Origin of the sequence: Sporosarcina sp. FSL K6-3508, assembly GCF_038615825.1 — a bacterium.
GTDB lineage: Bacteria > Bacillota > Bacilli > Bacillales_A > Planococcaceae > Sporosarcina > Sporosarcina newyorkensis.
Map to the genome: position 1 here is coordinate 2,234,883 of NZ_CP152016.1, position 26,306 is coordinate 2,261,188.

Annotated in this window: 26 protein-coding genes and 1 pseudogene; 13 read left to right on the forward strand and 14 right to left on the reverse strand. The window is 41.7% G+C overall.

Annotated elements, in window-relative coordinates; translation table 11 throughout:
* Positions 1–64: 64 nt before the first annotated feature.
* Positions 65–1,279 carry an MFS transporter gene (locus MKX97_RS10940; RefSeq protein WP_221836315.1) on the reverse strand — a complete coding sequence of 405 codons (1,215 nt, stop codon included), beginning with the start codon at positions 1,277–1,279 and terminating at the stop codon, positions 65–67.
* A gap of 30 nt (positions 1,280–1,309) precedes the next feature.
* Positions 1,310–1,789 carry a PaaI family thioesterase gene (locus MKX97_RS10945; RefSeq protein WP_221836314.1) on the reverse strand — a complete coding sequence of 160 codons (480 nt, stop codon included), beginning with the start codon at positions 1,787–1,789 and terminating at the stop codon, positions 1,310–1,312.
* A gap of 167 nt (positions 1,790–1,956) precedes the next feature.
* Between MKX97_RS10945 and MKX97_RS10950 the strand changes: the two genes are divergently transcribed.
* Positions 1,957–2,403, forward strand: a complete 447-nt coding sequence (locus MKX97_RS10950; RefSeq protein ID WP_342535950.1) for a hypothetical protein — start codon at positions 1,957–1,959, stop codon at positions 2,401–2,403.
* An 82-nt stretch (positions 2,404–2,485) separates the two neighbouring features.
* Positions 2,486–4,294, forward strand: coding sequence for an oligoendopeptidase F (gene pepF, locus MKX97_RS10955; RefSeq protein ID WP_342535951.1), 1,809 nt, complete (start codon positions 2,486–2,488; stop codon positions 4,292–4,294).
* A gap of 62 nt (positions 4,295–4,356) precedes the next feature.
* Here the strand turns inward: pepF and MKX97_RS10960 are convergent, their stop codons facing one another.
* The 5 genes from MKX97_RS10960 to MKX97_RS10980 form a co-directional block, all read right to left on the reverse strand.
* Positions 4,357–5,373, reverse strand: coding sequence for an LLM class flavin-dependent oxidoreductase (locus MKX97_RS10960; protein WP_342535952.1), 1,017 nt, complete (start codon positions 5,371–5,373; stop codon positions 4,357–4,359).
* A gap of 5 nt (positions 5,374–5,378) precedes the next feature.
* Positions 5,379–5,735: a helix-turn-helix domain-containing protein gene (locus MKX97_RS10965; protein WP_246602660.1), complete on the reverse strand. Its 357-nt coding sequence runs from the start codon at positions 5,733–5,735 to the stop codon at positions 5,379–5,381.
* 186 nt (positions 5,736–5,921) lie between these two features.
* Positions 5,922–6,752: a bifunctional hydroxymethylpyrimidine kinase/phosphomethylpyrimidine kinase gene (thiD, locus tag MKX97_RS10970; protein ID WP_221836311.1), complete on the reverse strand. Its 831-nt coding sequence runs from the start codon at positions 6,750–6,752 to the stop codon at positions 5,922–5,924.
* Positions 6,753–6,930: 178 nt separating this feature from the next.
* A complete protein-coding gene (locus MKX97_RS10975) occupies positions 6,931–8,625 on the reverse strand; it encodes a methyl-accepting chemotaxis protein (protein ID WP_342535953.1) in 1,695 nt (564 codons plus the stop codon).
* A 234-nt stretch (positions 8,626–8,859) separates the two neighbouring features.
* Positions 8,860–10,206, reverse strand: coding sequence for an NAD(P)/FAD-dependent oxidoreductase (locus MKX97_RS10980; protein WP_078816962.1), 1,347 nt, complete (start codon positions 10,204–10,206; stop codon positions 8,860–8,862).
* Between the two features lie 210 nt (positions 10,207–10,416).
* On the opposite strand from MKX97_RS10980, the gene MKX97_RS10985 reads away from it, so the two are divergent.
* The 9 genes from MKX97_RS10985 to MKX97_RS11025 all read left to right on the forward strand — a co-directional run bounded on the left by MKX97_RS10985 (position 10,417) and on the right by MKX97_RS11025 (position 18,948).
* Positions 10,417–11,397: a polysaccharide deacetylase family protein gene (locus MKX97_RS10985; RefSeq protein WP_342535954.1), complete on the forward strand. Its 981-nt coding sequence runs from the start codon at positions 10,417–10,419 to the stop codon at positions 11,395–11,397.
* Positions 11,398–11,645: 248 nt separating this feature from the next.
* On the forward strand, positions 11,646–12,065 hold the full coding sequence (locus tag MKX97_RS10990; protein WP_221836303.1) for a hypothetical protein: 420 nt from the start codon (positions 11,646–11,648) through the stop codon (positions 12,063–12,065).
* Positions 12,062–12,535 carry a hypothetical protein gene (locus MKX97_RS10995; RefSeq protein ID WP_342535955.1) on the forward strand — a complete coding sequence of 158 codons (474 nt, stop codon included), beginning with the start codon at positions 12,062–12,064 and terminating at the stop codon, positions 12,533–12,535. The genes MKX97_RS10990 and MKX97_RS10995 overlap by 4 nt, the downstream gene beginning before the upstream one ends.
* A 14-nt stretch (positions 12,536–12,549) precedes the next feature.
* Positions 12,550–13,140, forward strand: a complete 591-nt coding sequence (locus tag MKX97_RS11000) for an SCO family protein (protein ID WP_342535956.1) — start codon at positions 12,550–12,552, stop codon at positions 13,138–13,140.
* A gap of 94 nt (positions 13,141–13,234) precedes the next feature.
* Positions 13,235–13,978, forward strand: a complete 744-nt coding sequence (locus MKX97_RS11005) for a hypothetical protein (RefSeq protein WP_342535957.1) — start codon at positions 13,235–13,237, stop codon at positions 13,976–13,978.
* On the forward strand, positions 13,975–14,268 hold the full coding sequence (locus MKX97_RS11010; RefSeq protein ID WP_342535958.1) for a hypothetical protein: 294 nt from the start codon (positions 13,975–13,977) through the stop codon (positions 14,266–14,268). Before MKX97_RS11005 ends, MKX97_RS11010 begins: the two co-directional genes overlap by 4 nt.
* A 16-nt stretch (positions 14,269–14,284) precedes the next feature.
* Positions 14,285–14,572 carry a hypothetical protein gene (locus tag MKX97_RS11015; RefSeq protein WP_342535959.1) on the forward strand — a complete coding sequence of 96 codons (288 nt, stop codon included), beginning with the start codon at positions 14,285–14,287 and terminating at the stop codon, positions 14,570–14,572.
* 18 nt (positions 14,573–14,590) lie between these two features.
* Positions 14,591–18,238 (forward strand): multicopper oxidase domain-containing protein, encoded by a 3,648-nt coding sequence (locus tag MKX97_RS11020; protein ID WP_342535960.1) that lies wholly within the window; start codon positions 14,591–14,593, stop codon positions 18,236–18,238.
* A 17-nt stretch (positions 18,239–18,255) separates the two neighbouring features.
* On the forward strand, positions 18,256–18,948 hold the full coding sequence (locus MKX97_RS11025; RefSeq protein WP_342535961.1) for a hypothetical protein: 693 nt from the start codon (positions 18,256–18,258) through the stop codon (positions 18,946–18,948).
* Between the two features lie 92 nt (positions 18,949–19,040).
* Here MKX97_RS11025 and MKX97_RS11030 read toward each other — a convergent pair whose 3' ends face one another.
* The 3 genes from MKX97_RS11030 to MKX97_RS11040 form a co-directional block, all read right to left on the reverse strand.
* Positions 19,041–19,763: a hypothetical protein gene (locus MKX97_RS11030; RefSeq protein WP_342535962.1), complete on the reverse strand. Its 723-nt coding sequence runs from the start codon at positions 19,761–19,763 to the stop codon at positions 19,041–19,043.
* 85 nt (positions 19,764–19,848) lie between these two features.
* Positions 19,849–20,148 (reverse strand): hypothetical protein, encoded by a 300-nt coding sequence (locus MKX97_RS11035; RefSeq protein ID WP_342535963.1) that lies wholly within the window; start codon positions 20,146–20,148, stop codon positions 19,849–19,851.
* Positions 20,149–20,165: 17 nt separating this feature from the next.
* Positions 20,166–20,300, reverse strand: a complete 135-nt coding sequence (locus MKX97_RS11040; protein WP_342535964.1) for a hypothetical protein — start codon at positions 20,298–20,300, stop codon at positions 20,166–20,168.
* A gap of 383 nt (positions 20,301–20,683) precedes the next feature.
* On the opposite strand from MKX97_RS11040, the gene MKX97_RS11045 reads away from it, so the two are divergent.
* Both MKX97_RS11045 and MKX97_RS11050 read left to right on the forward strand, forming a co-directional pair.
* Positions 20,684–21,457 (forward strand): DUF2935 domain-containing protein, encoded by a 774-nt coding sequence (locus MKX97_RS11045; protein WP_342535965.1) that lies wholly within the window; start codon positions 20,684–20,686, stop codon positions 21,455–21,457.
* Between the two features lie 263 nt (positions 21,458–21,720).
* A pseudogene (locus tag MKX97_RS11050) lies at positions 21,721–22,218 on the forward strand (cupin domain-containing protein); the annotation flags it as partial.
* Positions 22,219–22,277: 59 nt separating this feature from the next.
* On the opposite strand, the gene MKX97_RS11055 reads toward MKX97_RS11050, so the two are convergent.
* The 4 genes from MKX97_RS11055 to MKX97_RS11070 all read right to left on the reverse strand — a co-directional run bounded on the left by MKX97_RS11055 (position 22,278) and on the right by MKX97_RS11070 (position 26,084).
* Entirely contained in the window at positions 22,278–23,843 is a 1,566-nt protein-coding gene (locus tag MKX97_RS11055) for a YndJ family protein (RefSeq protein ID WP_342535966.1), read from the reverse strand.
* Positions 23,836–24,444, reverse strand: coding sequence for a DUF4166 domain-containing protein (locus MKX97_RS11060; protein WP_342535967.1), 609 nt, complete (start codon positions 24,442–24,444; stop codon positions 23,836–23,838). Before MKX97_RS11060 ends, MKX97_RS11055 begins: the two co-directional genes overlap by 8 nt.
* Before the next feature lie 10 nt (positions 24,445–24,454).
* Positions 24,455–25,354 carry a DoxX-like family protein gene (locus tag MKX97_RS11065; protein ID WP_342535968.1) on the reverse strand — a complete coding sequence of 300 codons (900 nt, stop codon included), beginning with the start codon at positions 25,352–25,354 and terminating at the stop codon, positions 24,455–24,457.
* 154 nt (positions 25,355–25,508) lie between these two features.
* Positions 25,509–26,084 (reverse strand): hypothetical protein, encoded by a 576-nt coding sequence (locus MKX97_RS11070; RefSeq protein WP_342535969.1) that lies wholly within the window; start codon positions 26,082–26,084, stop codon positions 25,509–25,511.
* Between the last annotated feature and the right edge of the window lie 222 nt (positions 26,085–26,306).

A 26,306-nucleotide genomic window follows, 5' to 3' on the forward strand; every position in this document is an offset into this window, starting at 1 on the left:
TGAACCTAGTATAACAAACTAAAAGCTTTAAATCATAGTAATTTGATATAAATTATAAGTTATTTCAATTCATCGCTTGAACTTTCTGGTCACGCGGCAATCCCAAGCCAACCAGACCAATGAAAGGTAAGAACGATGTAATAATCATTGTTTGATACACTCCTAACGAATCCATCAGACCGCCAATCGCTACCGCACCGATCGCACCCATCCCGAATGCCAATCCTACCGTAAGACCCGCCATCGTACCGATTTTAGATGGCACCAGTTCCTGTGCGTAGATTACCGTCACCGAAAAGCTCAACATAATGAAGAATCCGATGATAAGCAAAAGCAATATGACCGCCCATAACGGAGCGTACGGCAACAACAGGCAGAGCGGCAAAGGCACGACCAGAGACAAGACAATGACTTTCTTTCGTCCGATCCGATCTGCCGCTGGTCCGCCAAAAAACGTTCCGACTGCGCCCAGCGCTAAAAACAAGAAGATATAGAGCTGGCCATGCTGGATCGTCAATCCGTAGTTATCTATCAAATGAAAGATATAAAAACTCGTAATATTCGTCACGTAAAATGATCGGGCGAAAATAACGATCATTAAAAGAATTAATGCGATGGTAATTTGTTTTTTCGACAGATTCTCCATCGTGGACAAAATAGCCTTTTTTCTTTTGCCCAGACGTTCCTCATTTAACTGTTTCTTATACCAAACCGAAATACGGTACAACAGCGCAATTCCTGCCGCTGCCACCAAAACAAAAACTGCTGCTCCGATCTGTCCGAGCGGAACGAGAACAAATGCACTAATTAACGGGGCAAGCGCTTGGCCTGAGTTTCCGCCTACTTGAAAGATAGATTGCGAAAGTCCTCGTTTATTACCGGCAGATAAAAAAGAAACACGGGAACCTTCCGGATGAAATACCGCTGACCCAAAACCTAGAAATAGCACCGATACAATAATCAGCCAGTAACTAGGCGCTAGCGCAAGGCCTGCCATCCCGACTAACGAAAACGTCATACCAATCGGCAAAGCGAAAGGCTTCGGCTTGCGATCACTGAAATAACCGATGACCGGCTGTAGCAAAGAAGCCACGATATTCAGCGCAAATACAATGAAACCTAATTGCTTGAACGAAAACTGATGTTCTTTCTCAAGAATCGGCAACATGGCCGGGATCACCGCCTGCAACGTATCATTAAATAAATGACAGACACCGATTGCAATCATGATTGGAAATACAGGATTTGCAGCCGTTGCAGCCTGTGGAGAATTCTTCATTATCTGTTCACACCTTATCTAGTTGCCATTTTATTCAGTAAATGTAGAGGGCATCACGACACCGACTACTTCTCCTTTGGCGCATAATTCCTCTCCCGCAAAGATTTTCACATCCACCTTCCACTTTTTCGGATGGATTTCCGTGACTTGCCCAACCGCCTTCAGCACTTGACCTTGAGGCGTCGGCTTGCTGTATGTAATTTGCAAGGATGCCGTAACGAAACGAGGTGGAATCGCTCCGTCGCCGGGTTCATGACCATTTTTACGATGCAATGCAAGCGAGCAAGAACCCGTGCCATGACAGTCCAAGAACGACGCCAGAAATCCGCCATAGACAAATCCCGGGATCGCGGTATAGGTTTCAGACGGCAAAGTATACGTCACCGTTTCCTCACCTTCCCATCCAGTCCGGAAATGATTACCTGCTTCATTTAATCGGCCACAGCCATAGCACCACGAAAAGTCATCTGGATATTCATCTTGAATTGCATGGATAATAAATTCTTTCACGACAGCTCCTCCTTCTAAATGAATTCTCTCTATTATACATTCCGAATATTGAAATATCGAGTGTAAATTAATATCGGCACAGCCGAGTCTATAATTCAGTGCGTATAGTAATAGAAGTATTCATATACTATGAAGAAACACAGAGTATGTAAAAGGAGTGAGTCTCAATGAAAATACGTGCTGTTTTACTGGCCTTATTAGTTTCAGCAGGTTTCTATGTGATGGTCCAGACAATCAAGGAAACTACTTTCCAGCCCACTGAATGGTTATATGCAGATCAGGATGGAACGCCCTATTCCTCCATCAGCTTCCGACAACCCGGCATACATGAACAACCGTCCGTCACATGGAAAGTAGATCAAGTGGATGAAGTCAATCGCCTGCTTCATTTTTTGCAAGCTTATGAGTTTGAACGGGTTGATCCGGATACTTTGCAATTATTTGACGATCAGCCTCTCTTCACTATCGACCTTCACGATGATTCAGGAAACCGTATGACAATCTTAATAGAAGAAGGGATTTTGATTCAAAACGATCAATTATACTACGAAGTCGTCAACGGACCTTTACAAGTTGACTGGTTGATGGAATTTATCATTTCCAATAAACCGTAATTTTGTACTCTCGCTAGTATCTGTACTATACTATTAAATAATTCGGAAATCGAATAATCGAAGCAAAGGAGCGATCCACATAGTGAAAAGCTTACCTAAACGTGAACAAGTTAAAGTAGAGGAAACATGGAACTTAAAAACTTTATTTGAAAATGACAGCGCTTATCAGCAGGCTGTACAAGAGGCTGAAGCAGATTCCGCCACATTTGCAAAGCACTATCGGGGAACGATTAAAGACGCAGCTTCAGCAATCAAGGCATTGGATGCATACCGCAGTTTGCAAGAGAAAATGACCAAGATTGGCAGTTATGCAGAGTTGGCTGCCAGCATCGATTTGACAGATGATGAGGCACAAATGAGAGAAAGTCAATACGGATCGATCGCCGCTAAAATTGGCAGTCAAACTTCATTTGTCATGAGCGAACTATCGGAACTGCCTGAAGAAGTTTTACAGCAGGCAAGTGAGCAATCAGAAGATTATGCAGTGACATTCGAGAAGATCATACGCAAAAAGCCATATCAGCTGCACCCCGAAGTAGAGAAAACACTCGCTGCATTCTCTTCGACTTTCCAAGCACCATATACTTTGTACAATACGACCAAGATGGCAGATATCAATTTTCCTAATTTCACTGTAAACGGAGTGGATTATCCACTTAGTTATGTTTCATTTGAAGGTGTTTGGGAATCCGAGCCGGATACTGCCAAAAGACGCGCCGCATTCCAGACTTTCTCGGGCAAGTTAAGAGAGTATCAGCATACAACAGCAAAAACGTATGACATGCATGTCCAAATGGAGAAAACTACAGCCGATTTACGTGGCTATAAATCCGTTATCGACTACTTGTTGATGGATCAGGACGTGGATCGTTCGATGTACAATCGACAGATCGATGTCATTATGGAAGAGTTGGCTCCGCATATGCGAAAATATGCGAAACTTCTTCAGAAAATCTATGGTTTGGAAGAGATGACATTTGCAGATCTCAAAATGCCAATCGACCCATTATACGAGCCTTCCATTACTGTTGAAGAATCAAAAACCTATATGAACGATGCACTCGCCGTCATGGGCGAAGACTATCTTGACATGGTAAACCGGGCTTTCTCGGAGCGCTGGATTGATTTTGCGCAAAACGAGGGGAAATCAACGGGTGCATTTTGTGCAAGCCCTTATCGCGGCGGTTCATTTATCCTGATCTCCTGGACGGGCAGCATGGAAGACGTCTTTGTGTTGGCACACGAACTCGGTCATGCGGGACACTTCTACCATGCCAACCAGGAGCAGAATTTATTTAACTACGAAGCATCCCTTTATTTCATCGAGGCACCTTCGACGATGAATGAAATGCTGATGGCCAACCATTTGCTTAAGAACTCAGAAGACCCGAAATTCAAACGATGGGTACTCTCTTCTATTGTTTCTCGGACATACTACCACAACTTCGTCACCCATTTATTGGAGGCGGCATTCCAGCGTAAAGTGTATGAACGGGTAGATGCTGGCGGCAATGTCAATGCAACCATATTGAATGAGTTAAAACGCGGTGTATTGGAAGAATTCTGGGGTGATACTGTCACGTTGAATGAAGGAGCCGAACTAACATGGATGCGCCAGCCTCATTATTATATGGGCTTATATCCTTACACATATAGTGCGGGGTTGACAGTCTCCACTGAAATGGCACAGCGCGTTCTAAAAGAAGGCGACCCAGCTGTCAAGGATTGGCTGAATGTCCTACGTGCAGGCGGATCCAAAAATCCAGCCGAACTTGCGAACATGGCAGGCATTGACATCACGACAGACAAACCGTTACGCGACACGATTGCTTACATCGGCGACTTAATCGAACAGATAGAGAAGCTGACAGAAGAAATTGAAGCTCAATAAAACGAACGTAAAAAAGCATCGGCTGTTCAGGATTCCCCTGCACAGCTGATGCTTTTCATCTTTCAGTCCATCAATTCACTTAAGATTTCATACGAACGGAGTCGGTCCTCGTGATAGAATATACCGGAACTAATGATGAGTTCATCCGCTTTTGTCATTTCCACAAATTCTTCAAGCTGACGGCGTACGGTTTCAGGTCCGCCTATAATGACGGACAGCGCATCCGCTTGCTGAGTGACCGCAGCCTGTTCATACGGTGACCATGTTGCATTGATGTCCTCAATCGGCGGTCTAAATTGTTTCGAGATACCTTGGCGAATATCCAAAAATTGCTGTTGCATCGAGGTCGCCAAGTACTGTGCTTTTTCATCTGTATCTGCCGCAATCAAGTTAACCCCTAACATTGCATGTGGCTTTTGAAGGTCTTTAGAAGGGCGGAAATTTTGATGATACAACTGTAATGCCTGCATCATATACGCCGGCGCAAAATGGCTAGCAAAAGAAAACGGCAATCCAAGTTGAGCTGCCAACTGTGCGCTGAAACCGCTTGAACCAAGCAACCAGATCGGAATGTCCTGCCCTACTCCAGGAAATGCTCGAACTCGGGCAGTTGAGTCAGATGAGAAATAAGACCGCAATTCCTCCAATTGTTGAGGGAACTCTTCCCCACTGCTGTGCAATGTTCGACGAAGTGCATAAGCCGTCGCTTGGTCACTGCCCGGCGCACGCCCGAGGCCCAGATCGATTCGACCCGGATACATCGCATCGAGCGTTCCGAACTGCTCGGCAATAACAAGCGGCGCATGGTTAGGCAGCATAATACCACCCGAACCTACTCGAATCGTCTTCGTTTCCCCGGCAACATGTCCAATAATGACTGACGTTGCTGAACTCGCGACACCCGGCATATTATGGTGCTCTGCCAGCCAATAGCGGTTAAACCCCCAATCTTCCGCATGTTGGGCAAGGTCGACACTGTTCTTGAAAGACTGTCCCGCGTCGCTGCCTTCATTAATCATTGCTAAATCCAATATAGACAATGGTATTCCTTTGTATCTTTTAGCTTTTTCACTGATCACATCATTCACTCCTTATAACTACAGCCATTTTTCTTCACCCACTCAAAAATAGCATGAATTATTTTTTCTAATTCTTTACCTTTACCCGTCAGCTCATATTCAACTTTCCTGGCTGCTGGATCTGATTTCTTTTTAACGACCAATTTATGAGCTTCCAATTCACGCAGCCGCTCGGTTAAAAGACGATCCGAAATCCCTTCGATTTCAGACACCAGCTCGTGATATCGTTTTGGTCCGTCCAATAACTGATAGATAATAATTCCCATCCATCGTTTGCCGATAAATTCGATCGTTCCATGGAAACTATCACATGTTTGTTGCCCTTTAGGGTTTACCGATTGAACGAACTCTTCATTATTCATGATTCGCACTACCCCAATCGTTTAGTACTATATTCGAGGTCTTCAGAAGCAACCGAATTAAGCTTACTAATAGTAACCTTAACAATTTTTTACCGATAAGTAAAACAATACGAACTCAATGAACATTCGAAAAAACCATCTTCCGCACTTCATTTACGGAAGATGGTGACTCACCCATTCTCATATTTACAGCTGTTCCACTGTCACACGACAGCTTGTTTCATCATATTTGCCATAAGCTGCATGGTATGTAGGTCCTACTCCTTGCTTAAATGTTAACGAATGACGAATAGCTGCCGTAATGAATTTTTTTGCCTCAATCACAGCTTCAGGTACAGTTTGCCCTTTTGCGAGTCCTGCCGTTATCGCTGCCGAATAACTACAGCCCGCTCCATTTGTATGAATCGTATCGATGCGCGGTGCCTCCATTAAATAAAATTGTTTTCCGTCGCATAATACGTCTACTGCCGGACCAGTTAATCGGCCGCCTTTTACGAGCACAAATTTCGGACCTAAATCAATTAGACGACGTGCTGCTTCCTTCAGATCCACAACTGAGTTTAGTTCCATTCCATTCAGTAAATATGTTGCTTCCGGCATATTCGGTGTGATAATCGTAGCGAGCGGCAGCAGTTCGTTTTTCATTACTTCCATGGCATCTTCTTTCAATAAAGCAGAGCCCATTTTACCGATCATGACCGGATCCACTACAATATTATCTGCCTCCGACTGTCGGATCCACTGTGCTACGTTGACAATAATATCTTTAGTGAACAGCATACCCGTCTTTAACGCATCGACTCCTATATCCTCTTCAATCGTCACCAATTGCGCTTCAATCGCTTCCCAAGATTGCGGGAATACTCCTGTTCCGGTTCTTGGATTCTTCGCAACAATCGCTGTAACTGCTGTCATGCCGAATACATCGAACTCTTGGAAAGTTTTTAAATCTGCCTGGATGCCTGCTCCACCCCGCGCTGCAGATCCAGCAATGGTTAGTGCTCGTTTTATGTTCATTGTGACATCTCCTTAGTAATGGATAACTGCGCTATTGTAACGAAACATATGACGTTATTGAAAGAGTCAATTTCCATCATTCCAACAAGTTCAGTTGGCTCAAGCGCCTGCCGTTATGGAAAACAGGTACTCCTACCATTCCCGACGAAACGGTATATGCCAGAGTACCTGTCATGTATTATATTTTGAACTGTTGAATCATCTCTTGCAAATCAATTGCCTTATTGCTGAGATCGTTAGCCACTGCATTAATTTCTTGAACAGTTGCCATCTGTTCTTCCATCGCTGCAGATGTTTGTCCTGATTGTTCCGAAGCTACCTCTGCCAGTGAAGCGATATCTGTGACAGACGCAGATACTTCTTCCGCACTTGCCGAAATCTCTTCAGTCGCAGCAGATATTTCTTCAATTTCGTCATTCATTTTTTGAACCGCTTCTACGATTGTCATGAAAGAATGTGCAGCGTCCTCAATCACTTCTACACCTTGAGTCGCATTGGATAAGCTATCTTGTACCGACACTTCAACATTTCTCGTATCATGCTGAATAGCAGAGGTTAAGCTGGCAATCTGACTTGCCGATGCTTTCGATTCTTCCGCTAATTTTCGAACTTCATCCGCAACGACTGCGAATCCTTTGCCGTGCTCACCTGCACGCGCGGCTTCGATTGCTGCGTTAAGCGCCAGCAAATTGGTTTGTTCTGTGATACTCGTAATGACATTTGTAAATTTCTCTATTTCAGCGGATTGCTGGCTTAATCGTTTGATCATCTCATTCGTTTCTGAAGATGAAGTATGAATAAGCGCCATCTGTTCTTTGGCAAACTGCATCGTTCTTCCACTTTCTATACCCAGCTTCATGGCATTTTCTGCACGGTCATGCAGGCTGACTGTTGACTCTGCAATCCGTTGTACCCCTGTAGCCGTCTCTTCCATAGCTTTTGAACTCTCTCGGGCAGAGACAGCAGATCCCCGTGCACCGTTTGAAATGCTTTCCACGGCCTTTGAGATGTCTTCAGAGGAATCCGCCACTTCATTCGTACTCGCTGAAAGTTCTTCGGCAGAGGCTGTCAAATGAAGTGCATTGTCATGGACATCACCAATTACTTTGCGGAGATTATGCTTCATTTGATTGAATGAGTCCGCCAATTCGCGAAGTTCATCCTTGGAATTGAGTTCTACATCTTCACGAGTCAAATCTCCAGAAGCGATGATTGCTGACTCTGCAGTTACTCGCCGCAAAGGACGGGTGATAATTCGGGTGATATAGATGGAAATAACTAGCGCCAATATCAAGGCAATTATGCCCGCAAAAATCAATCCCCATTTTGCAGAGTTAGCAGCTTGTTCGACTTCACTCATCTGGGTTTCAAGATTTTCATATTGCACCGCAATCATTCCATCCATTGATTCACGTATTTGAGTATCGAGCGGGCGCATTGTCTCTTCTAATACAATGCCTGCCTGGCTCGTTTGGCCCGCCTTCTTCAAATCAATCACACGGGATGCAGCTTCCGAAAAGTCCTTTGACATTATCGCGATGCCATTAATAAAGTCTTTGGTCTCTTGAGAATTCTCACTCTCCACCATATTTTGCAATATACCTATACCTTGTCGTGCTTTTTCTTCATATTCGATAAACTTCTCTACATCCTCAGACTTTCCTCGCAGAATAAACGAACGGATGTATGATCCTGACAATGCGAGTTCAGTTTTTACGGCTTGTGCTTGCATCGTCAATGCGACACTGCCCTGCATCATCTCATCATAACTACTTTCAATTTCATTCAACTCATAATGATTCCAAGCCGAGGATAATAAAATCACTACTAAGATTGCCCCGAAACCCGTATATAGCTTTTTTCCGATTGACATTTTTGATTTCCCCCATCTACATGTTCATGCTAAAGATCATTCAATCTCTGCATAAAACTTTCCTTGCCCTTTGAATACTTTATGCATAGCCACCTACTTTATCGTCAACTTTTCTTTATTTATAACAACTATGACTAATGTTCATTTTTTCAAAAAAGAAAGACAAAGGGAATGTCCACCCTTTGTCTATTCGTTCAGATGATTAAAACCCCATGGAACTATTTCCACCTAATACTAGATCATATAAGAAATATCCGAAGCTGAAGTTGGATATGCAAACGGCATGTCTTTTAATTCCTGAAGAGAGAGTTTAAACCGGATAGCCAAAGCGAAAAGGTTTATAAGCTCATCTGCTTCTTCGCTAAGTAAATGAGCTCCCAGTACCACGCCTTCTTCCTGATCTGTAATCACTTTAAAAGCTGCGGCCGATTCGTTCGTCCTTTTATACGTGAACCAGTCAGTCGTGTTTTGATACTCCACGTGGAAGTCCAGTCCCGATTTTTTCGCCTGTTGTTCACTCATCCCTACCGATGCCAGCTTGGGGACTGTAAAAACGACTGATGGAATGACAGGATATTTTGCTTTCTCATAGTTCCCCTCCAATAAATTGGCCGCTACCAAGAGCGATTCGGCCTTAGCGATAGGCGTTAAGGGCGGCCCATCCGTTGAAGCTGCATCTCCCGCTGCGTAGACGTAAGGATTGCTGACACTCTGCATGTATTCATTCACACGTACCCCTTTCTTGTCACGCTCCACATTCCCTCGGTCCAACTCCATATCGAGCGCCGCCGTCCGTCCTGCCCCATGCACAACCAAGTCGGTTTCCCACTCTAGTTCTTTCTCGTTTTGCTTTCCCTTTACAACAAATGAATCTCCACGCTTCTCAATCGCATCCACACTTACTTCCAAATGAACCTGAATACCAACTTCTTTTGATCGTTCCATCAGTAAATCAACTAAATCTGGATCAAAATGCTTCAGGACACGTTCACTCCTATGCACAATATGAACTTCCGAACCTGCTCTGGCTGCAATATGCGCAAACTCAAATGAAATAAACCCGCCCCCGACAAAAACGATGCGTTTTGGGAGTTCCTCCAATTCCAAAAATTCATCACTTGCCCTCAAATATTCTTCTCCCCCAATTCCCATCTCTATAGGTTCTGCTCCAGTCGCAATTAGGATATACTTCCCTTTCAAGAGCTCTGAACCGACTTTCAGTTCATTCTCACTATAAAAAATTGCTTTCCCATGATACGAACCCACACCCAACTTCTTAAATTTTTCTTCCGTATCTTGGGGAATTGTTGCCGTGAATGTGCGTTTGAATTCCATCAGATTTCGCCAATCAAACCGAGCCGCCGTCCGCACCCCTTTGCCATACATCCGCTCATTCCAATCGGTCAGCTCAGCAATTCCTACCAACACCTTCTTCGGGTCACAGCCGCGCTGAGAACATGTACCGCCAAATGGGCGGTCATCGATAATTGCCACACTCCAACCGGCTTCCTTACATTTACTAGCTGCAATTGATCCGCCAGTTCCCGTTCCAATTACAAGCAAATCATACTCCTTCACCATATCCAATCTCCTCCTTTAGCCACTACCTATTTAAAAATTTGCTTTCCTAATCTAGGAGCACGCAAATCGCTTATTATGTAATGAAATACCCTGAATTCAAATTGTCACACTTCTAATACTTTACAGTTCATTTATCAAAAGCATAGTTCCCTATGTTTAGGAAATACTTATTAGTAAAACCATTTACGTAACAAAAAGGAGTTGAAAACAGTGAAGAACTTAAGCATACTTTCTCTTCTCATATGTATCGGAATCTTGTGCTGGGGTGTTTCCACGAAGTATTTAGGCATCGATTCACGTCCAAATAGTAAGGCTTCTGCTTCGAAGCTCAACCAAGATGAGCTTTATAAGGAATTGGAAGCATTCAGTAAAGGACATAAGATACCTGCAGTTGATGCAAAAGTAGATCGAGTTTGGAAAGCAATCCCTGGATACAATGGTCTCGAAGTGAATATAAAAGCCAGCTACAAAAAAATGAAAGTCAGTGGCGAATTGAACCCCTCGGAAGTCATCTACCAAGAAATTTCTCCAAGCGTTCATTTGGAAGACTTGAATCCTCCACAACCCATATTCAGAGGTAATCCTGAAAAGCCAATGGTAACTTTTTTAATTAATGTTGCCTGGGGCAATGAATATATTCCAGACATTTTGGACGTGTTGAAAAAACATCAAACAAAGGTATCTTTTTTCTTTGATGGCAGCTGGGTAAGCAAAAACCCGGATATGGCGAAATTAATATTCGAGGAAGGCCATGAAATCGGAAACCATGCATACAGTCATCCAGATTTGCAGCAGAAATCCAAAACGGAAACGGTCGAAGAATTAAGGAAAACGAATGATATCATTTCAAAAACATTGGGAATTGATCCGCCAAAGTGGTTTGGACCGCCAAGCGGAAGTTTCAATCAGCAAACTGTCGAGGTCGCCGATCAGCTTGGAATGCATACAGTTTTATGGACAGTCGACACGGTGGATTGGAAAAAACCAGCGACGACAGTGATGGTGAACAGAGTAGTATCTCAGGTCGAAAACGGCTCCATGGTATTGATGCACCCTACATCGCCTGTTGCAGAAGGTTTAGAAGATATGATTATGCAGATTAAAGAACAAGGTTATTCGTTCGGTACAGTCAGTGAACTGATGAGCGAAAAACGCTTGAATGGTACGGTTTGGGATGCCAAAAAGCCATAAACAATTTTTACAGCTAATTCATTTACCTTCCTCAATAGATGTCCCATCTAGACGTCTTTCACTGACCAAAGCTATGGTCGGAAATAGAAAGACGTCTTGTTTAATAATTCATACACTGGGCTGTAAACAACTTTGCCGCCATGAAGTGTAGTTCGATTGAAAAGTATTTCAGGGGTTATCTCAATGCAATGCCCCTAGTTTAATCACTCTGCGGGTGTTAGGAGCATATTCTATCGTGGGGTGGTAGAATGCATGGAATTTCCTTTATATCTGTACTATACGGGAATTTCGTACTGTTCATTTTTTTGTATATTTTTATTTTTAAGTTGCGTAGAATGATTGGTTTTCATTTAGGTATGAACATAGCCATAGTTACCGGTGGATTAATTGCGTTAACCTCGGGCATTTTATTAATTTTTCAATTTCCGTTTCACTTTACATTTATTACGATTTTAGCAACATGCATAGGCATGGTAACTGGAGCAATCTTCGGTGCTTTATTTGATTACCAAACAATGTTAACAGGATTAATAAATGGTCTGATGGCGGGTATTATGTCTCCAATGCTAGGGGCTATCATGACAGAGCATGTCTATTTTATGGTCATTCTGGAAGCCTTGATATTCCTAATGATCATCATAATCGGTATTTCAATAAGAAGGTCGTGAATCTTAATATGGTCATCATTTATAGTCTTGGCGTTTGGAATCTTGCCATTACATTGTTGTGTTATCTCATTTTACGAAGAAAGAAAACCTTATTCGAAGATCGTTTCGCAACCACCATAACCAAAACAGCTACCTCGATCACCTCACTCTTGTTTGGACTTCATTTTTCGTTGATCATATCGGCAGAGTTATCAACTCTATTTATGTGTACTACTATTTTCGGTATTTTAATTGGCGCTTTGTTCGGGTCCCTTGTAAAATACCACTCACTTTTAGTAGGTATGTATCATGGAATTATCGGAAGTTCAATGGGGCTAATGATTGGCGAAGTGCTGAAAAACCCTCAACTATGCAGTATTCCGATTGCATCGCAACAGCAACTGTTAATGAATATGTATCAAATATGTGGGTTTGCCACGTTACTTCTAACATTCGTCATCAGTCTAGTTCTTTACTCTTTGAGAGTGTAAAGGGAGGGATTCATTTGAAAAAGAAGCTAATCATCTCGTCATTTGTTCTAGTAGGATTTATTGCAGTACTCTTTTTATGGCCTCAAACGGTGGTGCTGCCTAAACTTGGTAAAGTAGAGAATCTGCATCTCTCGACTACTAAAGGTCAGACATTCACTTTTTCTGATGAAAAGCCGAAGTTGGTGACATTTTTTTATACGCACTGTCCTGATGTGTGCCCTATGACCATAATGGATTTAAAAATGCTTCAACAACAATTACAAGAAGCAGGAGTAGGAGAAAATGAATATAATGTCGTTTTAATTACCTTGGATCCTGAGAACGACACGGCAGAAACAATTGAACAGTATAAGAGTCAATTAGACATTTCATCTAGTAACTGGTTTTTTTTAAGGGGATCTGCCGAACATACTAAAGAAGTGACCAATCAATTTAAAATGGTATACAAGAAAGATCAAGACGGCTTTATAGTTCACGGTACTAGAATGTATTTATTGGATAAAAAAAACACTATTCGTGCCTACCACGATATGAACACAGGACAAAGATCAGTCAATTTGGAGGCGCTTGCAGAAAATATCCTAGCGCTCTTGCAAAAACCATGATCAATGCTCGATTGGCTAATCTTGCACAGTTGCCCGCTTAATCCATATATTATCAATATGAAGCTGTTAACGATAATTACAATGGAGGAAGGTAATGAAGAATAAGATTAAGAGATTCTTAAATTCTAAGAGTGAAAAGCAATACTCAAATGAAAATCCATCCTTTTCATCGCCAACCAGTTCAGTATCAGCTGAAGAAACAAGAATCCTCAACGAACATATCAGCCAACAAAATATGTTTAAATTGATTCGCCTATATGAACCACATAGAAAAACATTAACCTTGAAAAAGTTTTTTAAAATGAAACGCAACCAACAAGTTGTAATTACTACTCTGATTGAGGAAACTAAAACATCTACCATTGAAGGTAAAGTGGCCACCATAGGACGAGACTTTGTCATGGTGACCAATCTTCGCAAACGAATCTGGCTCCCCTTCGCATCTATCGAATCTGCAACTATTCCATTTGGCACACCAACCTATTCCAACCCACACCAGCATCATATTTATGACAATCAACTGAGGGAGAAACTAATCCTTCGATTCGGAGAAACCGTAACGAAAAAGGATGCACTGATACAGCAGTTCTTTGAGGAATCGATAAGAACAAATTTGCATTCTTGGAAAGGTACTTGGATAGAGGTTAAAACCGCTGATCAAGCTTCATTCGGTAAAATAGTGAGTGCAGATAAAGAAGTGTTAACTCTTCAACTAGCAAATAAGATGCTAATCATTCCATTAATAGAGATTCAATATGCATCTACGGCAAGGCTTTTTACCATTTGGAAAGAAATAATGAGGTCTGTTTTTCCGAAAAATTGGAGGGGATCGACATGAAACAACAGGATCAAAGACTGCTAAAAGCCAAGCTCAAAAACATAGAAGGCGAAGAATTGATGGTCATTACGAAAGCGATTCAGCTGAACTTACTAGGGCAAGTATTTCGCCCCATTTTCTGTGGAACCATCTTGGAAGTGAAGGACAGTCATATTACCCTGTCACCTGTGATTATTAAGATGGTAAACGCACCATTTTACGAATTCCCCTTCCCACTAAGTATTCCTCTCGAGAAGATTGTCGCATTTTCAGCAGAAATCCCTAGTGATTTGGCGTTTCCATTATCGTGACGAAGGAGGATATTCAATGAATAATGAAGATCCATTAAGTATGGTCAATATAGCGCGAGATGTTGCAATTGTTAAACACTTCAGGAAAAATAAAAAACGGAAAGTTTTTATTCTGACTGAGGCATTTCCCTTCATGTTTATCGGCATCATTAAAGATGTAATAGAGGACATGGCAGTTTTGGATGTATTGACAACCTCAGTTCCTGCATTAGAGGGCAAAGAATGGCTCATTCATATCCACTCCATTGAAGTCTTCTATATTGAAACGAATATAGGTCAGAAAATCCCCGACTTAAAAGATTGATAGAAATGAGGAGGATTAATGAAGAGACGATATCATGTTGTGGCTATTCCTATACGCATGGTAGTGAATAAATTTGGCGACCATAATCCGAACGCAAATATGTATGTGTTAAAAGAAAATGAACAAAAGGTAAAAGACTTGATTAAAAAGAATCCATTTACACCTGTCGACCTCGTACAGCCTTTAGTAATCAGAGCGAATGAAGGAGATACGGTTGAAATTCTATTTGAAAATAAGCTGTCTTTCGCTACCAGTATTCATGTTCAAGAAGCAGAATATGACGTACAACATGCTGACGGAGCAAAGGTAGGACTGAATAAAGATAGCACAGTTGCTCCAAATGAAAGCATTTTGTACCAACTTCATGCCGTCAAGGAAGGAAATTACTTCTTTTCGGATTTAGGCAACCCTTCTAGCGGAGAAAATGGTTCGAATTCAAACGGTCTTTTCGGAGGATTGTGTGTGGAAAGGCGCTTTTCTTGGTGGACGGACCCTGAAACCGGGAAAACACTAAACAGCGGTGTGTATGCTGATATCCATCACCCTATCTTACCTTCATTCCGAGAATATGCTTGGATATTCCATGATGAAATGGAAGTAGATGATTTGACAGGCAATCGACCGATTAATCATATATCCAACCAAGAAGAGGAATCATTTCACGGCGCGAACTATCGTTACGAGCCGGAAAACAGACGGCAGCAGCTACTTGCAGAAGGAGTCGTTTGTCCAAACTGTGAAGGAGAGGAAGTTCACCACGACTCTTGGGTCTTTGGTGATCCTTCCACCCCTATTTTGCGTGGTTATTTAGGAGACCCTGCAAAAATACGTCTTTTTCATGGCGGAACAAAAGAAACTCATGTTTTCCATTATCATGTGCATCAATGGTTTAGCGACCCTATGGATCTGGCGTCTGAAATTTTTGATGCTCAAGCAATTAGTCCGCAGTCACATTATACAATTGAACCACTTTACGGACTCGGAAGTTTACAAGGTTCTTTCGGCGATGTCGTGATCCATTGCCATCTATATCCGCATTTTGCAGCTGGCATGTGGGGGATGAATCGTATATTTAATACACTTCAGGACGGCAGTCAATGTTACCCGAACGGAGTACCTATTAAAGCATTGCAGCCTTTACCCGATCGTACTCCTCCGCCAAAACCAACGAAATTAAAACCTGGATTCCCGAATTTCATTCCAGGAAAGGTAGGAAACAAGGCGCCTCGTCCGCCGTTAGGCATAATTGGCGGACGTGAAATGACGAAGCTTGAGCAACATGCTGCGATTCCTAACCCAAGACCTGGTGTTGTTTTTGCCGATCCCTGTCCCGAAAATGCAGTTGTAAAAGAATTTAATATCTCATTAATTGAATTACCGCTTGTATACAATAAACAAGGATGGCATGACCCTAAAGGCCGGATTTATGTTTTAGATGAAGATTTGGAAGACGTATGCTCGGGGAAAAAGGAACCAGAGCCGTTAGTGATTCACGCAGCCGCCCATACGTGTTTTCATATCAACTTTACAAATCGACTGCCACATGTACTTGACGGCGATGCATTTCAGCTAGTCACTAGAACGTATGAAACTGGTTTTCACATTCACTTTGTTAAATTTGATGTTCTCGTTTGTGATGGAGCAAATGTGGGATGGAACTATGATTCAAGTGTTTTGCCGAATGAAACGATTCGATATTCCTATTATGCCGATGTGGAATTAAAAGCGTGGTTTTTCCATGATCATCTATTTCCTTTATCTCATCAGCAGCATGGTGTTTTTGGCTCCGGGGTCGTCCATTCACGATTCGCCAAATTTCTCGACTCAAAAACTGGTGAAAGTGTCAATACCGGAACACAGGTAACGGTATCTAGTCCGCTTATTCCGGATTATCGTGATTTCAGCCTTTTCGCACAAGACTTTACCCTGTTGTTTGACAAAAATGGGAAACCGTTGAATCCGCCAAAGTTTCCTGGTTCTCAAGATGACCCAGGCTTGTTTGGAGTGAATTATAAAAATGAACCGCTCCAATTCCGATTAGGACCGGATTGTGATCCAGCCTATAGCTTCAGTTCTCATGTACACGGAGATCCACACACACCCATTCTTAACGCCTATGAAGGTGATCCTATTCGTATTCGTTTACTCCAGGGAGCACAGGAGGAATCACACAGCTTTAATGTTCACGGACTTAGATGGCTGAGGGAACGCGGTGATTTGCTATCCAACTATAATTGCCAACAACATATTGGAATTTCAGAATCATTTACATTCGATACATTTATTCCAAGAGTGGGAGACTATTTATGGGCATTTGAAACAGAGGAAGATTTATGGAATGGACTTTGGGGGTTGATTCGCGCCTTCGATGAGAAAGTACCTAATCTAATTTCCCTCTCTGACAGACCCGCTCCATTAAAACGTTCGAGACCATTACCGGAATGTACCGGCAAGAATCCTCCACCTGCCGACAATCCTACTTGCCATCCTGTAGAAAAAGGATGCGTTCGATATTTTGATATTGTCGCTTTCCAAATCCCGATATCCTACAATTCATTCGGTGATCATGATCCACACGGCATTATCTTTGCACTTCGCAAAGATATGGATGCAATTCTAAAAGGTAAGAAAAAACCTGAGCCCCTAATTATCCGAGCCAATGTCGGAGATACAGTGGATGTAACATTGACCAGTATGTTGAAAATGGATTTATTCCCTTTTAAGGATGGGGTTTATCCATACCCAACTGTAAAGGAACAGGCATTCTATCCACCTTCTTTGAGAATATCCCTTCATCCACAACTAATCGATTATGATGTGAAAACATCTGCCGGAGAAACAGTCGGATTTAACGGAGATCAAACTGTCGGTCCTGGCGAGAAAAGAAATTATCGTTGGTACGTTGATATACCGGTAGGTGCATGCGGGCTATGGGATATGGCGGATATACGCAACCATAAATCGCAGGGAGCATTTGGTGCCTTTATCGCTGAACCAAGATGGACAGAATATTTGGATCCCTATACTTTGAAGCCTGTGGAGACAGGCGCAAACGTAATTTTACGAAATCCTTTTTTGCCTGACATTAGAGAATTTGTGGTTGTCATGCATGATGGAGTGAGACTGCTTGACCAGAACAATCAGCTCATTATTGATCCGGTTGATGGCATAATACTACCTCCAGCTGAGATCGAAGAAGATCTCCTTGACACCTATGACCAAGGTTCTCGCGGTTTTAATTATCGAAGTGAGAGATTGATTAATCGGTACAGAAAGCATCCCATTTTGCGGGATTTGTTTTCCTCCGAGGTATTTGACGATCCAGCTACTCCGCTGTTTGAAAGTTATGTAGGCGACCCTGTAACCATTCGTTTAGTCACGCCCGCGGAAAGAAGACGATCGCATACATTCCATCTTCACGGACATCGCTGGCGTTTTGATACGAAAGATATGAATTCACGCACGGAATCATTCGTCGGATTTAACGTCGCAGGTGCAAAGCGTGATTTAGAGCTATTGGGAGGCGCTGGTGCTTATTTAGGGTTTGATGGAGATTTTATGTATCGTTCAGGTAATATTCAATGGGATATTGAGCAGGGCATGTGGGGAATCATGAGGGTTTACTCCGAACTGCAAAAACACTTACCACCGCTTGAGGAACAATGAAAAAGGAGGTGAACTAGTTGAAGAAAGAAATAGAACACACACTCCCTCAAGTTGAACAAAAGCCAATTGAAGATTTCTGTATTGATGATCGATGCTGTCCCGAACGCTTCCCTTCACCAACAAACTGTCTCCCATTTGAATCATTTGAGCAAATGGAGAAAGAAATTAAGGCAGCGAACGAGTTACTTCTTGATTTAGCCCTAGAAGACCGGCCACCTGAAGAAATTTTCCGTAAGGTTTTTGCTGGTCTGGAAGGCCTTAAAGTAATAGTTATAATGAACGAAGGAAAAACCATCACAGGAAAAGTGATGACTGTAGGCTTTGACTTTGTTGTTTTATTAGACGGCAAAGTTGAAATCATTCTTCCCTACAGACAAATCGATATGGTCAAACCATGCGGAAGGTTTGCAGAGCCTACTACCGAACCCTCATTGCTCAACATTGATTCCTGCTTAAGGAGAGATATAGCTTTTTGTTTTGGTGAAATCGTAGCATCCTCACCAGAATTATTGCAAAGATTCTTTAAGATACGATTGACGATTTACCTTTTATTGCTGGATGCCAAAATAATTGAAATCACTTTGGATAATACAGTAATTGAAGGGCTCGTGATGGATGTAGATAAAGAGACCATTGTAATCGAATCGAATAAGAAACTGAAAGTCATTCCTATAGATAAAATTACGTTGATAAAAAAATATCAAGCATAATTAATTCCAAATTTTTATGCTGATATCAAGGTGTCGTCTCTTCAAAGTAAAACCCATCATCCAAGAAGAATACAATCCTTCAGATGATGGGTTCATTCTTTTCTTTCACACTTTAACGTAATGGTCTTGATTTTATCGAATGGGATAATAGTAGTGGGCTCGGAAGGTTCACATTGCGAGTGAAGTGATTCCTTTTGTTTTAGTTCTGAGATTTCTTGTTGGGAACGAGGAAGGTCAAGCTGTGACTTTGCGTCTTTCATGATATTTGTCACTTGAAAACCAGGTTCAACGGGATTTTTCATCGCGGCTTCCCTCTCGTATATGCGGACTGAAGCTTCAGATGTCCCCTCGGTTTTGACTGATGCTTCTTTTATTATATTCTCACCTATCTCTACCTTGGCTTGAATGGCGGGAACATCAAATAATTCGGATGGAACATTCGTTTTTTTATGTTGCATTTCCAATCTATCTTCATCTATCGTTATGACTTGCTTCCGCTTGGAAAAATGATTCATTTCGGATGGACAAATCCATTGATAACCGCAAATTGACGACATGGAAACAACAACTGGGGTTGAATAAGATAATTTATTTGTGAAGGGATAGATAGGAATTAAAATTAGACAATCATAACACCCCAGCTTGTTTTCTACTTTAAATATATTTGCAGGAAAACACTTCTTATCATCATTCCTGCCAATCACTTCGAATCTTTCACCATTTTTCTTATAAAGAATCAGATATCGTATATTGGAGTTTAAAGAATCGGTTTGATCGCTCAGGAGTTGAGAACCGATATTTAGTATGCCTTCCATAATCTAAGCCTCCAGTCTAACGTAAGCTCGTTTTAATTAAAAAGATGGGATGAATCGAAATGACGAATCACCCCCATCGAAATCTTTATTTACCACAATTGCAAGCGTTCTGACAACCGCAGTCATGCTTCAGATTATTAATCTTATCCAAAGAGAATAGTAATGAATGTTTTTTCTTCTCTTTGTGATGTTTCTCAGCTTTTTCAACTGTTTCAGCACATTTTTCTTCAGACTCCTCATCTCGCGGCTTTGGTCGCCTCTTTTCTTCCACAAGTAGCTCTAAAAAGTTTGAACCTACATAACAGATTTCTCCGTATACTACTTCGTCATTTTCTAATTGGATTTCCACCTCACATCCAAGCAGTTGCCTCAGACGATAATTCAATCCATTTTGCAGTCCACCTAAACGTAGTCTGAAGTCATCGTCACAGATCGCTTTCCTGCAGGATTGGTGTCGACAACAATCACAGCATTGATGGCTGTGATGACAATTGCTGCAATCCTTTTGATGATGACATGCACAGCAGCTAGTTTCATGAGAATTCTCACTGCATCTGCAACTTTTATTTGCGCAAGGTGGTAAGGTTTGTCTGCATGTTGCACAATGCTTTTTTGTCATACTACGACTCCTTTCTTTGTAGTCCTCCGAAAATGAATTCTTAGCGTATTTTCGGTTACTACTATAGTATGACGGCATTCGATGAATGAGTGGATGTTTCAACCAACGGACGACAGTTTCCATTAGATTCCTTCTAAACTAACTTCCATATATATGAATACATATCAATCACAGCTTCGTTTAACACACAACGTTAGTTGTTTCAAAACATAGGCTTATTCAAATATATTTACGAAACATATGATTTAAATGCCAGGCATATCATGGCACCGTACTCATTACTTTGGAATGGGGTGTTGAATTGGCGTACACAGATAACTATGAAAGGGATGCCTATGGGATTATTGCATTTTGGTTACGAAATGATTATGATCATGGGCGTTTTTTAGACAGAGAAATAAGCCATTACGAAATGGAACTGGCACGTGCAAACCTAAACAATATACAACGTTTGGGGGAAGTATGGCAGAGAGCGGAAGCAAGACAAGAGGACATTGGTACATTGCTTATTGATGCCCATCATGCCACAAGTGAATTTCACAGTCTGTTAGCCCATACGATGGATAAATCTTTACATTGTGAAGTCATTATTTCAACGCCAGTATCCCTTCTTGACCACATGGTACGGGAAGCTGAAGAATCTCAAAGGGTCTTTAAGTTAATGGAAAGTGGCGGTAAAGTTTCACAGTCAGACGCTATCATCCACGAAACCGTATTTTGGTTAAGACAAATGGCAGATCATCTGGGTTATATTCGTCATTATTCAGACGTCTCGAATTATGAAGTGAACTTTGAAGTAACAAATATGATGCAAAAATTTGAGCGTCTATTAATGCAGGCAACCGCTCTCAAAACAATGATTCGTAAACCTCGCAATGAAACGCTTCCTGTTTTAACACATTTTAAAGAAGTGATTATTAAAGAAGCTAAGAGTCTCGAAGCATTTAAATTGGAGTTAGATGAACTAATCAAAAAATGTGCAATCGCAACAACATCGCCTCCTGATTTGTTGGAACATATCGCAAGGGAAGCTCATCACCTGTGGAGAAACTTGGAAGATGAAAGAATAACATAAAGTGAAATATACTAGGGACCTGATACCACTTACTGGCCTCCAACATCAAATAGATTGAATAAAAAACAGGCACTTACCTTCATTACATTACAAGAACAGCTGTTTCTACCACGACAAAGTAGTGGTATTTTGGCTATCGCCAACTGAAATTCATCTCCCTCTTATCGTTGGGCATTGCCCTTCACACGCTTGAAGAGGGTGAATTCTTTCGGGGTATTGTTAAAAAAGATATGGTCAATAGTATAATGGAAAGGTTGATTTAACTGATTTCAAATCACGATCAGTATGCTGCGAATGTTAATAAAAGTACATTCTTCAAGAAAGATGAACAAAACTTCATTAATATTCTTAGCGTTCAGCAGTTGAATACACTGAACGACCTCTCAATGCTCGATATCTTCCTTAGCAAAAACAGTATTATCGAGCCCCATTACCATCCCAATGCATCCGAACTGACCTATTGCGTATCCGGTTCCGCCACCATTTCATTAATGAATCCTAACACGAAAAAGTTTCAACACTATCAGATCACCTCAGGACAGGTGGTCAATATTCCTCAAGGTTGGTGGCATTATCAAATCGCAAATACTGATGATACCCACTTACAAGGAATCTTTAATACCGATACACCCGAAGTGATTTTAGGTTCAGACATTTTAACAGCAACGCCCGCTGACGTTTTCGCCTATACGTATGGTCTGGATGAAAATCAATGGAAAGCGGCGACTGCTAATATCCAGCCTTCTATTTTGATTGGTCCTCCAACGGATAAATAAAAGAAAAAAAGCGACAGCTGCTAAAAACTGTCGCTCTTTTCCCCTTAAAATCGATCAATCGAATATTCAATCGTCAGGAATGGCAGCGCAAAAATTCGCATAGTATGCGTTGCTTTTAAATACCCATTCCCCACATCCTGAATTAAAAAGTCTTCTTGCAAAGGCAGCTTGAATAACCCCTCACTGCCTACCGATACATATACACCTGCATCTGAAGACGGTTCCGACCGATTGCTCGTCAACCGCAAGTCTTCTCCTGCTGAACATAACTCCAGTATGCCCGTCATCGTCGTAAAAGGCAAAGGCAGCGCGATATTCATATACATCCGACCATTTGTTTGATGCTGCGAATAAAGAGCCGTAAAAATTGTTTCGTCGACGACTTTCCGTTCCCACGCACGAACATTTTCTCTCCCATCCAGCCCGTCATACAGAGTATAAATACTTCCAGTCATCTCAACTTTTTTAATGCTAAAAGGCAAATTTATTTGCTGTGTTCGCTTACTGATGAATGAATATAGAAATGCAAATGGCTTGAACCAAGCATGCCAATTGACGGAAGCTCTAAGTCTGTAATCCGTTGTATTTTCATAGAAGTCAATAATCTGTGAAGAGAGATTCACTGACTTTAATTCGTAAACGCTTAAGTCATCAGAAAGACCGCGGTGTCTTCCGATTTCCCCGATTCTCTCTGCAAACTGCCTTCCACGGATCTGACTAATAGGAAAAGAATGTGGTTTGAAACGCGATGGCGGAATAGCTAAAGACCATCCGACAATACCTAGTAAAGCAAAGAAGACGCAGTTCAAAACACCATGAAAACGAAGCATAAAGTCGATCGTGACAGAAAACAGCCCAAATCCATTGCTAAGTACATAGAGCGCGGAAAATGAAATCGTCACAGCGAGTGCAGTAAATGAAATCCGAATTAGCCATTTTTGCAGTGAATTCGAAAAAGGTAACTTCCAGGCAATCAAAATGATTCCAGCCAAGCCATAGACATATAAAAGAACCGAACCGACTTCAATCCATCGCGAAAACGTAATGCCGATCGCCACAACCATCGGTGCAACGAGTAATGCAGCAGTAGAGCTTCTATACAAACGCGAAGTATGAAGACGCCCTATCAATCCTGAAAAAACCGGTAAAAGGAACGCCGAGTAATGGAAATGAATAGCCGTCAACCAAGTCAGCAACGGACTGAAACCTAAATCAATTTCGGCAATAAAAGCAAAATACCAAACTCCACCCATCGCCAAGTAAATCAATCCTATATCGATCGCAAACTCTTCCAGGTTCGTAAACCCTCGATGAAGAAATCGGAATATCCCATAAAGCGCTATGTAAAGCGTAAACAAAAGGTAGATCGCCGCCAAAAAAATATCCCAGTCAGACGAAGTAATTTGTTCAATTACAACCGCCGCATAAGCCGGTACCGCAAAATACGGATAGACTCGGAAAAACCAATCGCGTTCCTTACATAGAAGCCACAGCATAATCGGAATATAGACAAGTTGTGCAACGGACAGCAAGATATATGGCCAAGGATTTACATTAAAAACAGCAGTGAAAAAGAATAGCAGCACATGAACCAAAATGAAATTAGGCATCGACTGTAAACTCTCCTTCATATGAGAACACATTTCCTATTAAAGGGTTCTTTACAACAACAGAAATTCGAAAGACTTCAGATTGATCATCATATGTTTCCGCAATTGTCGCCAACCCCTGAAAAAATCGAGGCAATGGGATTTCTTTTTTGCCAAGCACCAGCCGCTGATCCATTGAATTGATCTCCAATGCTCCTTCATCCGAGACAGTGAATTGCAAGTCCGAGTAAAGTAAATGCGGCTCTCCCAAATAATCTTTCACAACCATTCGTTTTTCATCTAAACTCATCAACGCATTGAAATAGCGCGTTTTCTTCGGAAAGAAAAACTTGCGTTCCCAATGTATTTGCTGTTCTCCTTCTGAATTGACAAAAGATGAATTAATGATTGTGAAGGGGATATCTTGTCCTCGCTCGGGAAAAAGCAATTTCCATCTCACGCCTAATTTAAATAGTGGATAAAGCCATCTGGGTCCACCTTGTATAGAGTCCATTCTTCCTGAAGCTCTAAAGACAGAACCTTTTTCAAAATCATATCTTTTTTGAAGTTCAGGATGAAGACGCAAAAAATCTGCCTGTAAAACCTTTTGATATATGGTCATCTTCATCACCTCATTTCTTCCTTTTACAAGATGTAGCAGTTGGAATGTCTTTGCTCATTAGCAATCCAATCCCAGTCAACATCATCAAGGACAGATTGAAAGTTACCGGATTAAACGGTTGGATCGCAGTTTCAGGAGAAGCGATCAGGGCGGCAATTGTTAGAAGAGGAAAAAAGACAATCTGCACTACAAAAAGATGCCGCTTCTTTTTATAAATCAACCAAAATAAACCAACTAAAACTTCCGCTATCCCGACAGCGATTACTGCGTAAGTCGCCTGCGCATCTGATAGAGACAAGCTGCTTGCGATCATGGATTTTTCCTGCGGATGCATCGCGTCCAGTTTAGGCATCACCCCTTGATAAACCCATAGGAAAGCAAAGAATACAGTCAGGAGTTGTGTTGTAAAGAAACGTCTGTATTGTGATGCCGGCGCTTCACCTTTTTCCAACCACCTCTTTAACACATCAAAACTCAAAGCCGTTGCATACCCCATTAGCGGTCTGAAAAACAAATCAAATAAGCGACCGATTCCCCCAAAATTCGCAGTATAATCATACTGCGTTAAAAACCTAGCCCCATTCTCTACCGGCTCGTACTTCCAATAACCTCGTCCTTCCCGTATAGGTGATACTTTCTGATCCGTTCCGAAATGAAGAGCCGAGCTTCGTGACCCGTTCTTTAATTGCTGCGAACCACTGCTTTTCCCCCAACCTTCCACCGTCAAAAACGGGCCTACCTTTCGTGTGTAGGTGAAAAATTGAGGCTCTTCTTCATTTTTAGGAAGATAGCTAATCGAAGAAAAACGCAAATCCCATTGGGCATGCAAGTCAGGCTCTTGAGATGCATCCCATACTCGCTGAATAGGGACTTGAATTGGTATTTCTACGTAAATAGGTTTTAACTTCATTTTAATCACCTCTAGAATGACTGGAATTATTCGCCAACAACACTTAACTATATTCATATTAGTTTAGCATAGTTTAGAGCATGACGATAAAGGACCCCCTAGCCAATTTGGTCGGGGGCCCTGCGTCAAATGTATATCCCTACTAACTACTCATTCATTTCTTCCTGATGAGATTATGATTCACAACCCAGCCCAACATCTTTTGTTCCATCCTTCTCATTAACTCTCTAAACACTGTTGCCAGGGCATAGATTTTACTTTCATGTGTACGCACAATTTCATGAAGGTCTTCAGTTTCCTTCTGTAATACCGTAAACTTTTGATCAATTCCATGTAAATGAAGTTTCTGTTGGCTAACTTCATTTCCGACTTCTTGCATGAGTTTTTCGTTTTGGTCCACACGTCTTTTCACATCTTGTAGTATGGCTAGTTCATTCCCCAATTCCTTGAACTGCCGACGTTGATATTCTTCCCTTTGATTTTGCATTACAGCCGCTTCTGCTAATTGATTTTCGACATCATGAATTTTCATTTGTTGGTCTTGAGCGGCGGCTTCCAACCTTTGAACTTCCTGATTTATTCGCAGTTTTTCGTTCAACAGCAATTGATCTCGATCGTCTTGTTTTTCAACCAAACTCTCTACATGCTTCAGCATTTTTTTCTGCTTATGAAGCATACTGGTGCGCTGATTTTGTATCTGTTGTCTGAGATTTTGATTTTGTTCTTTCATTATTTCGATTTTCTTTTCCAGGGCTTGTGTTTTCACTTGATTTTCCGCTATTCCATCCTGCAGTTGCTGAGTCTCCTCACAATAAAGGCTACGGGAGACCAATTGTTGGTTCTCCGGTGGGGGAGGAAAAATCATGTGGTAAACCTCCTCTAAGAATCAATGCTCTCTTTTTCTTACATTATGCAAGTGTAACTAGATGAGTGCTATCTTGTTCTTCAAATA